Genomic DNA, 7934 nt, shown 5'->3' with positions numbered 1-7934 from the left:
GCGTTGCGGCAAACGTCTGCCGACGAGCGCCCTACGTCGATTGTCACAACCGTACTGGCAGGTTTTTTCGCCGGCTCGGCGGCGGTCACGATCACGGCGTTCTTGAAGTCCACCGTGCGGCCCTGGCCGTCGGTGAGCCGGCCGTCGTCCAGCACCTGCAAGAGCACATTGAAGACATCCGGGTGCGCCTTCTCAACCTCGTCCAGCAGCAACACGCTATAGGGCTTGCGCCGCACCGCCTCGGTCAGATAGCCGCCTTCGTCATAGCCCACATAGCCCGGCGGCGCGCCGATCAAGCGTGACACCGAATGCTTTTCCATGAACTCGCTCATGTCCATGCGGATCAGGTGCTCCTCGCTGTCGAACAAAAAGCCCGCCAGCGCCTTGCACAGCTCGGTCTTGCCCACCCCCGTCGGGCCAAGGAACAGGAAGGAGCCGAGCGGCCGGTTCGGGTCGCTCAAGCCCGCCCGTGAGCGGCGGATCGCATCGGCCACGGCCGTGATCGCCTCGTCCTGGCCGACCACGCGCTGGTGCAATTTACCTTCCATTTGCAGCAACTTGTCGCGCTCGCCTTGCAGCAGCTTGGAGACCGGGATGCCGGTGGAGCGCGCCACCACCTCGGCGATCTCTTCGGCGCCGACCATGGTGCGCAACAAGCTGGGCCGCGCGCCCGGTGCGTTGTTGTTCTTGCCGGATTCCTTGGCCTGCGCGTCCTTGAGCTTGGTCTCCAGCTCGGGCAAGCGGCCATATTGCAGCTCGGCCACTTTGTTGAAGTCGCCCTTGCGCTTCCATTCCTCGATCTGCTGACGGATCTGGTCGATCTCTTCCTTCACATGGGCCGAGCCCTGCGCCTGCGCCTTCTCGGCCAGCCAAATCTCCTCCAGATCGTTGTACTCGCGCTGCAATTTCAGCAGTTCCACTTCAATCAAATCAAAGCGCTTGATCGAACCCTCGTCCTTCTCGCGCCGCACCGCCTCGCGCTCGATCTTGAGCTGGATCATGCGGCGATCAAGCTTGTCCATCACCTCGGGCTTGGAGTCGATCTCGATCTTGATCTTGGCCGCCGCCTCGTCGATCAGGTCGATCGCCTTGTCGGGCAGAAAGCGGTCGGTGATGTAGCGGTGTGAGAGTTCGGCCGCGGCGATGATGGCCGGGTCGGTGATCTCCACGCCGTGGTGAACCTCGTACTTCTCCTGCAAGCCGCGCAGGATCGCGATCGTCGCCTCGACGCTGGGCTCGTCGACCAGCACCTTCTGAAAACGCCGCTCCAGCGCCGCGTCCTTCTCCACGTATTTGCGGTACTCGTCCAGCGTGGTTGCACCGATGCAATGCAGCTCGCCACGCGCCAAAGCGGGTTTGAGCATATTGCCGGCGTCGATCGCGCCCTCGGCCTTGCCGGCGCCGACCATGGTGTGGATCTCGTCGATGAAGAGGATGGTTTGACCCTCGTCCTGCGCCACTTCCTTCAGCACCGATTTAAGGCGTTCCTCGAAATCTCCACGGTACTTGGCGCCGGCCAGCAGCAAGGCCATGTCCAGCACCAGGATGCGTTTGTTCTTCAGCGAATCGGGCACTTCGCCGTTGACGATGCGCTGCGCCAGCCCTTCAACAATCGCGGTCTTGCCGACACCCGGCTCACCGATCAAGACCGGGTTGTTCTTGGTACGGCGCTGCAAGACTTGAATCGAGCGGCGGATCTCGTCGTCACGCCCAATCACCGGGTCGAGCTTGCCGGCGCGGGCGCGTTCGGTCAAATCCAGCGTGTATTTCTTCAGCGACTCGCGGTTGCCTTCGGACTCCTGGCTGTCGACTTTTTGGCCGCCGCGCACCGCCTCGATCGCGCTCTCCAGCGCCTTGCGGCTGAGACCGTGGCCGCGCGCAATACCGGCCAAGTCGGATTTGGCGTCGCTCAAGGCCAGCAGGAACATCTCGCTGGCGATGAAGTGGTCACCGCGCTTGGAGGCCTCTTTCTCGGCCGCCTGCAACAGCGACACCAAATCGCGCCCGGCGCCCACCTGCTGCCCCTCGCCCTGCACTTGCGGCAGACCGCCAACAATGGCGTCCAGCGCGGTCTTCAGAGCTGCGGTCTTGACGTTAGCGCGCTCCAGCATGGCCTTCGGGCCATCGTCCTGCGCCAACATGGCCAGCAGCAGATGGGCCGGCTCAATATAGGGGTTGCCGCGCGTGACGGCCGAGCTTTGCGCATCGGCCAGGGCTTCTTGGAAACGGGTGGTGAATTTATCGGGGCGCATGAATCGTTACTCCGTGATTGCTTGGCAGACAGATGAGGCGGGGCCTGACTGATTTCAAGAGCCGCCGCTGGGCCGACAAGCCAAGCCCCAGCCCTGATCCCGCCAACAACAAATTTGTGGCTTCAAATGAGCATGAACCTTTATGTGGCCTCGGTGCCGGTTTTTCAATGCTATCTCGGGCAATTGCGCGTGATGCTTGATCTGGCTCAAGCGCGGATCGACATCGGCGCGCTGACCGAGCCGGAACGGCTGGCCGCTCGGCCTGCGCCCGGATGCCGCGATCGAGCCAGCCGGCGCCGATTTCCTGCTGCAATTCGCCCTGCCTAACTTCTTCTTCCACCTGAGCTGCGCCTACGCCAGCCTGCGCCAGCAGGGGTGGGCTTAAGCAAAGAGGACTTTGATGGGCTGCACCGCTGGCGCTGAACCGCCGGGCATTCACTGGCCAAACATGCGCATCGCAGCAGGCGGCATCACAGCTATGCACAAGTTCTCAAGCCAGGCCTGGCGTAGCATTGACCGCAAACCATGGAGATGCCAGTCATGCGAATGCTCATTGCCAGCCTAACGCTTTGCCTAACGCTTTGCCTGCCGTGCGGCGCTGCGCTCGCCCAGGCACTGCCACCGGCCACTCCGCCCAGCCCGCCTGCCGCGATTTATGACGCTGAGATGGCTCAGGCGGTAGGCGCTGACGATTACGGCATGCGGCGCTATGTGCTCGTGCTCTTGAAGACCGGGCCGACATCGATGCCCGCAGGCGAGGCGCGCAGCGCGATGTTCAAGGGTCACTTTGCCCATATCAATCGCCTCGCCGCCGAGGGCAAGCTGGCTCTGGCCGGCCCTTTTGACGGCGTGGATGGCTGGCGGGGCTTATTCATTATTGCGGTGAGCGATATTGAGGAAGCCAAGCGACTCACAGCCACCGACCCCGTCATCAGCAGCGGCGAAATGGTCGCCGAGTTCCACAACTACTACGGCTCAGCGGCGCTGATGCTGGTGAATGACGCACACAAAAAGTTGGCGAGGAAGGGCTTTTGACACCGGCTATATCGCCGGCGAACAGCCTTAGGTCTGCCACTGCTGCATCAATCGCCAGCCGGCCGCTGCGCAGCCCAAGCCCCCCAGGGTGTGCAGTGCGCCATGCCAGAGCGCCAGGCTCACTTCACCGCGCTGCAGCAGCGCCAAGGACTCGCCGGAGAAGGCCGAAAACGTCGTCAAACCGCCCAGAAATCCCGTCACCAGCAGCAGCTTGAGTAAATCGTTAGGGTTGCGCCCAAACCAAGCCATGGCCATGCCAATCAACAAGCCGCCGCCCAGGTTGACGAGCAAGGTAGCCAGCGGAAAGCCTGCCACGCTGGCGTAACGCTCATTCAGCCACAAGCCTGTGCCCCAACGTGCCAACGCACCCACGGCCGCGCCGCCAGCGACCGCCGCCGCTTGAAGAAAATTGATGGCCGCCGTCATGCGCTTGCGTTGTTGGAGACCAAGCCCCAGCGCGCCAGGGCCGCATCGTCGCTGTCGCGGGCGTCCACCCAATCGGCGCCCTCGGGCGTGGTTTCCTTCTTCCAGAACGGCGCCTGCGTCTTCAGATAGTCCATCAAGAACTCGCAGGCTTGGAAAGCCTGGCCGCGATGCGCCGAGGCCACCAGCACCAGCACGATCTGGTCGCAGGCCAGTAAGGCACCGACCCGGTGAATCACCCGCGCAGCGAGGATGTCAAAGCGCGCAAAGGCCGCGTCAATCATCGCCTCAATGGCGGCCTCGGTCATGCCGGGGTAATGCTCCAGCTCCATGGCACTGACGCGCTGGCCATGACTGCTGTCCCGCACGGTGCCGACGAAGGCGACCACCGCGCCGATACCACCGCCGCCGCCAGCGCGCAGGGCCTGGGTCTCGGCGCCCAGCTCAAAGTCTTCGGTCTGTATGCGTACACGCGGCTGCTTGATGTTCATGGCCGAATTGTGCCCTCAGTAACTATCAACCACCGGAGGAGAAAAACTGCGCGCCACCTGCCGCATACTGCTGCACTTCAACCGCAACAGCGAGGAGTGCGCCATGGGCCTGATGGATTTCATCAAGAAACAGTTCATCGACATTGTTCAGTGGACCGAGGACACGTCTGCCAATGATGCGGGCACGCTGGCCTGGCGCTTTCCCATTGCCGATATGGAAATCCAGTATGGCGCCTCACTGACCGTGCGCGAATCGCAGGTCGCCGTCTTCGTCAATGAGGGCAAGGTGGCCGATGTGTTTGGCCCCGGCATGTACAAGCTGACGACGCAGACGCTGCCGGTGCTGACTTATTTGAAGAACTGGGACAAGCTGTTCGAGTCGCCGTTCAAGAGCGATGTGTATTTCTTCAGCACCCGCCAACAGATTGATCAGCGCTGGGGCACCCAGCAGCCGGTGACGATTCGCGACAAGGACTTTGGCGCGGTGCGCCTGCGGGCCTTCGGCAATTTCGCCTACCGGATCGCCGACGCCAGGCTCTTCCACACCGAAATCTCGGGCACGCGCGAGCGCTACAGGGCCCAAGACCTGGACGGCCAACTGCGCGGCATGATGCTGCAACACATCAGCGATGCGGTCGCGCAGGCCGGCGTCCCGTTTCTCGACCTGGCGGCCAACCAGGTTGAATTCGCCAAGCAGCTACAAACGGCCAGCGCGCCGGAATTCGCGAAGATCGGCCTCAAGCTGGAGAGCGTGACGCTGCAAAACGTCTCGCTGCCGGAGGACCTGCAAAAAATCCTCGACCAGAAGATCGGCATGGGCATGATCGGCCAGAACATGGGTCAGTTCATGCAATACCAAACCGCGCAGGCGATCCCGAAATTCGCCGAGGGCGCAGGAGCTGGCGGTGGCGGTGGCGTGGCCGGTGACGCGATGGGTTTGGGGGCAGGTCTTGCCATGGGGCAGCTGATGGCCCAGCAATTGCAAGCAGGGCTGGCCGGTCATGCAGCCCAGCCGGCCGCAGCGGGCGTGCCGTTGCAAAGCGCCGAGGAGATCATGGCCTTGCTGGAAAAGCTCGGCGATCTGAAGACCAAGGGCATCTTGACCGACGAGGAGTTCGCCGCCAAGAAGGCCGAGCTGCTGAAGAAGCTGGGTTGATTTGCCGTTGAGTCAACAAGCATCCACGCAACGCCGCTGGAGCGCGGCTTGTCCGAACTGCGGCGCGACCGTTGAATTCGCGTCGGCCGCCTCGGCCGGCGCCGTTTGTTCTTTTTGCCGCAGCAGCCTGCTGCGTGAGGGCTCAGCGTTGCGCAAAATCGGCCTCAGTGCCGAGCTGCTGGCCGACTATTCGCCGCTGCAGCTGGGCAGTAGCGGGCGCTTCGCCGGCGCGCCCTTCAGCATCGTCGGTCGCCTGCAGCTGAGCTATAGCGGCGGCAGTTGGAACGAATGGCATGCGCTGTTCGACTCGGGCGATGCAAATAGAAGTGCCTGGCTGAGTGAGGATAACGGCCAGTTCGTACTGAGCTTTGACGCCCCGCTGAGCGAGCCTGTGCCGCAGTCGCATGAGCTGGTGCTGGGCGATCTGCTGGTGTTGGTGGGCCAGAGCTGGCGCATCAGCGCGCTGACGCTGGCCCGCGTGCAGGCCGCACAAGGGGAGCTGGCACGGCCACCTAATTTGCAGGCCGAGTTCCTGGTTGCCGAGCTGCGCAATGCGCAGGACGAGGTCGGCAGCCTGGACTTCAGTGACGGCGAACAAGCGCAATGGTCGCTGGGCCGGCCGGTGCGTTTTGAAGATCTGGCGATGCACGGCCTGCGCGAAGGCAAGGACGCGGCCATCGCTGCAAAGACGCTGGCATGCCCCAGCTGCGGCGCCGCGCTGACGCCGCGGCTGGCGAATAGCAAATCCATCAGCTGCGGCCAATGCCATGCGGTGGTCGACATCTCGCAAGGTGTGGGCACCGACCTGGCCTTCTATGCCCAGCAAAACGGCCTGGCACCGCAAATCCCGCTCGGCGCCGTCGGCAAGTTGGCGCTAAGTGCCGGCAGCGCCGCCAGCGCGGCCCTGCCCTGGCAGGTGGTCGGCTATCAGGAACGCTGCGATCTGCCCGCAGCTGGCAGTGACGATGAGCAGACCTTTTGGCGCGAGTACCTGCTCTTCAACCAATTGGAGGGCTTTGCCTTCCTGGTCGACACCGAGGAAGGTTGGAGTTTGGTGCGACCCTTGACCGGCTCGCCACAAGGCAGCGGCGACAAGGTCGACTGGCAGGGTCAGAGCTTCAAAAAGCGCTGGACCTATGCCGCCAAGGTGACCTATGTGCTGGGCGAGTTCTATTGGCAGGTCAAGCGCGAGCAGCGCGCCCTGGTCAGCGACTATGAAGCGCGCAGCGGCAAGGCCGGCGCCTTGCTCAGCCGCGAGCAGGCCGGGGATGAAATCACCTGGAGCTTTGGGCGAAAGCTTGATGCCAGCGAAGTAGTCAAGGCGTTCAAGCTGGATGGCACCCAGGGTGCGGCGCTGACGCGGGACGCCTCCAGCCTCAGCAGCACCGGCGGCAGCACTCGCTGGGTGCGCAATTTGGCGCTGGCCATGTTCGCGCTGTTCTTTCTGCTGATGTTGGTGAAGTCTTGCGGCGGCGGTGGCGACGATTGCCAAGCCTACAAAGACAGCTACGGCGAAGCCAGCGCCGAATACGCTCAGTGCAAACGCAGCGGCGGCCCACGCATCTACCCGGGTGGCGGCTCCTACAGCGGCGGCTCCTACGGTGGCTCGGGCAGCGGCGGCGGCGGCGGCGGCCACAAATAACTTGAAGACACCACTCTGAATGCAATCAAGGAGAACGTTATGAATGGATTTGACTGGCTGCGGCCGGCGGTCGTGCTGGGCTCGATTCTTTATGCCGTCATCGGCGTGCTGGTGTTCTGGCTCAGCTTTGTCATCATCGACAAGCTGACCCCCTACAAGCTCTGGGAAGAAATCGTCGAGCGCAAGAATATGGCACTGGCCATCGTGGTGGCGGCCATGTGCCTCTCAATCGGCCAGATCGTGGCGGCGGCGATTCACGGCTGATTACACCGCGCGGGTCAGGTCAAGTCACGTCCCCTCTACCGCCTTGTGGGCAAACGCGAACACGTCGTCAGGGCGCCAGATGTGGCCCGGCCACGATCGATAGCCCCGCAGCCAGAGGCGTCCGTCAAGCCGGCGCAGGTACAAACCTTGGGGAAAACCAACGTCGTCTTTCAATGGCTTTGACGCCACCGTGATTGAGCCCAGCGGTGCACCCCGCTCGGCTCGGGTGTCGCCAGCGCGGTCTTCCAACTGCTCAAGCAGTTGAAGCCTGAGCTGAGGCCCGACTTCTGCCGGACAAGGGTGCAGGCCGCAAGCCTGCGCTGCAGCCAGGACTTGAGAAAAGCTGCCGCCTGCGCTGAGCCCAAGACTGGCGAGCGAGCAAATCTCGATATCCAGGGCATCGGCGGTTTTTGACACGACGAAGCGCTCATCGAACAGGAATGCCGTGGCATAGACATTCATTTGGACCGCGGCTTCACCCAGCTTAACCAGCAAGGCCTCTTTGGTGAGGCCGCCAATGCGCACAGACAGGCTTGGCATGTGATGGCAAAGTTCTGCCTATGCACTACGCGGACGGCTTCCTTGCGCACTTGCTTTCCCGCTCTACCCAGTAAACAACATTGCCGACGACGGCGATGCTGCCGGACACCACCACCGAGGCGGCCGTGACG

At 62.9% G+C, this 7934-nt stretch carries 10 protein-coding genes; 6 read left to right on the top strand and 4 right to left on the bottom strand.

What is annotated here, in order from left to right; genetic code table 11:
* Positions 1–2252 (bottom strand): AAA family ATPase (locus tag RMO57_RS02750; RefSeq protein ID WP_310383982.1); only part of this gene is annotated, 2252 nt, incomplete at its 3' end.
* 126 nt (positions 2253–2378) lie between these two features.
* Between RMO57_RS02750 and RMO57_RS02745 the strand changes: the two genes are divergently transcribed.
* From RMO57_RS02745 to RMO57_RS02740, 3 genes are all read left to right on the top strand, one after another.
* Positions 2379–2579: a hypothetical protein gene (locus RMO57_RS02745; RefSeq protein ID WP_414896367.1), complete on the top strand. Its 201-nt coding sequence runs from the start codon at positions 2379–2381 to the stop codon at positions 2577–2579.
* Positions 2533–2637 carry a DUF1993 family protein gene (locus RMO57_RS21955; RefSeq protein ID WP_414896368.1) on the top strand — a complete coding sequence of 35 codons (105 nt, stop codon included), beginning with the start codon at positions 2533–2535 and terminating at the stop codon, positions 2635–2637. The genes RMO57_RS02745 and RMO57_RS21955 overlap by 47 nt, the downstream gene beginning before the upstream one ends.
* Positions 2638–2792: 155 nt before the next feature.
* Positions 2793–3287, top strand: coding sequence for a YciI family protein (locus RMO57_RS02740; RefSeq protein WP_310383980.1), 495 nt, complete (start codon positions 2793–2795; stop codon positions 3285–3287).
* Positions 3288–3314: 27 nt separating this feature from the next.
* Here the strand turns inward: RMO57_RS02740 and RMO57_RS02735 are convergent, their stop codons facing one another.
* Together RMO57_RS02735 and RMO57_RS02730 are read right to left on the bottom strand one after the other, a co-directional pair.
* Positions 3315–3713 carry a CrcB family protein gene (locus RMO57_RS02735; protein ID WP_310383979.1) on the bottom strand — a complete coding sequence of 133 codons (399 nt, stop codon included), beginning with the start codon at positions 3711–3713 and terminating at the stop codon, positions 3315–3317.
* Entirely contained in the window at positions 3710–4201 is a 492-nt protein-coding gene (locus RMO57_RS02730; RefSeq protein WP_414896366.1) for a molybdenum cofactor biosynthesis protein MoaE, read from the bottom strand. The genes RMO57_RS02735 and RMO57_RS02730 overlap by 4 nt, the downstream gene beginning before the upstream one ends.
* Before the next feature lie 103 nt (positions 4202–4304).
* On the opposite strand from RMO57_RS02730, the gene RMO57_RS02725 reads away from it, so the two are divergent.
* From RMO57_RS02725 to RMO57_RS02715, 3 genes are read left to right on the top strand one after another with little or no spacing between them, the layout of a single operon-like run.
* Positions 4305–5357 carry an SPFH domain-containing protein gene (locus RMO57_RS02725; protein ID WP_310383976.1) on the top strand — a complete coding sequence of 351 codons (1053 nt, stop codon included), beginning with the start codon at positions 4305–4307 and terminating at the stop codon, positions 5355–5357.
* A gap of 7 nt (positions 5358–5364) precedes the next feature.
* Positions 5365–6999 (top strand): DUF4178 domain-containing protein, encoded by a 1635-nt coding sequence (locus RMO57_RS02720; RefSeq protein WP_310383975.1) that lies wholly within the window; start codon positions 5365–5367, stop codon positions 6997–6999.
* Positions 7000–7038: 39 nt separating this feature from the next.
* Positions 7039–7263, top strand: a complete 225-nt coding sequence (locus tag RMO57_RS02715; RefSeq protein ID WP_310383972.1) for a DUF350 domain-containing protein — start codon at positions 7039–7041, stop codon at positions 7261–7263.
* Positions 7264–7287: 24 nt separating this feature from the next.
* Here RMO57_RS02715 and RMO57_RS02710 read toward each other — a convergent pair whose 3' ends face one another.
* On the bottom strand, positions 7288–7788 hold the full coding sequence (locus RMO57_RS02710; protein ID WP_310383971.1) for a hypothetical protein: 501 nt from the start codon (positions 7786–7788) through the stop codon (positions 7288–7290).
* Between the last annotated feature and the right edge of the window lie 146 nt (positions 7789–7934).

Source organism: Roseateles sp. (assembly GCF_031397715.1).
In the GTDB taxonomy this organism is placed as follows: domain Bacteria; phylum Pseudomonadota; class Gammaproteobacteria; order Burkholderiales; family Burkholderiaceae_C; genus Paucibacter_A.
Note: the sequence above shows the minus strand (reverse complement) of the source record. Positions and strands in the feature narration are given on the sequence as shown.

Coding starts and splice junctions, on each gene's coding strand:
- RMO57_RS02735 (WP_310383979.1), bottom strand. CDS start 3,713: ATGACGGCGGCCATCAATTTTCTTCAAGCGGCGGCGGTCGCTGGCGGC.
- RMO57_RS02745 (WP_414896367.1), top strand. CDS start 2,379: ATGAGCATGAACCTTTATGTGGCCTCGGTGCCGGTTTTTCAATGCTAT.
- RMO57_RS02715 (WP_310383972.1), top strand. CDS start 7,039: ATGAATGGATTTGACTGGCTGCGGCCGGCGGTCGTGCTGGGCTCGATT.
- RMO57_RS02725 (WP_310383976.1), top strand. CDS start 4,305: ATGGGCCTGATGGATTTCATCAAGAAACAGTTCATCGACATTGTTCAG.
- RMO57_RS02740 (WP_310383980.1), top strand. CDS start 2,793: ATGCGAATGCTCATTGCCAGCCTAACGCTTTGCCTAACGCTTTGCCTG.
- RMO57_RS02730 (WP_414896366.1), bottom strand. CDS start 4,201: ATGAACATCAAGCAGCCGCGTGTACGCATACAGACCGAAGACTTTGAG.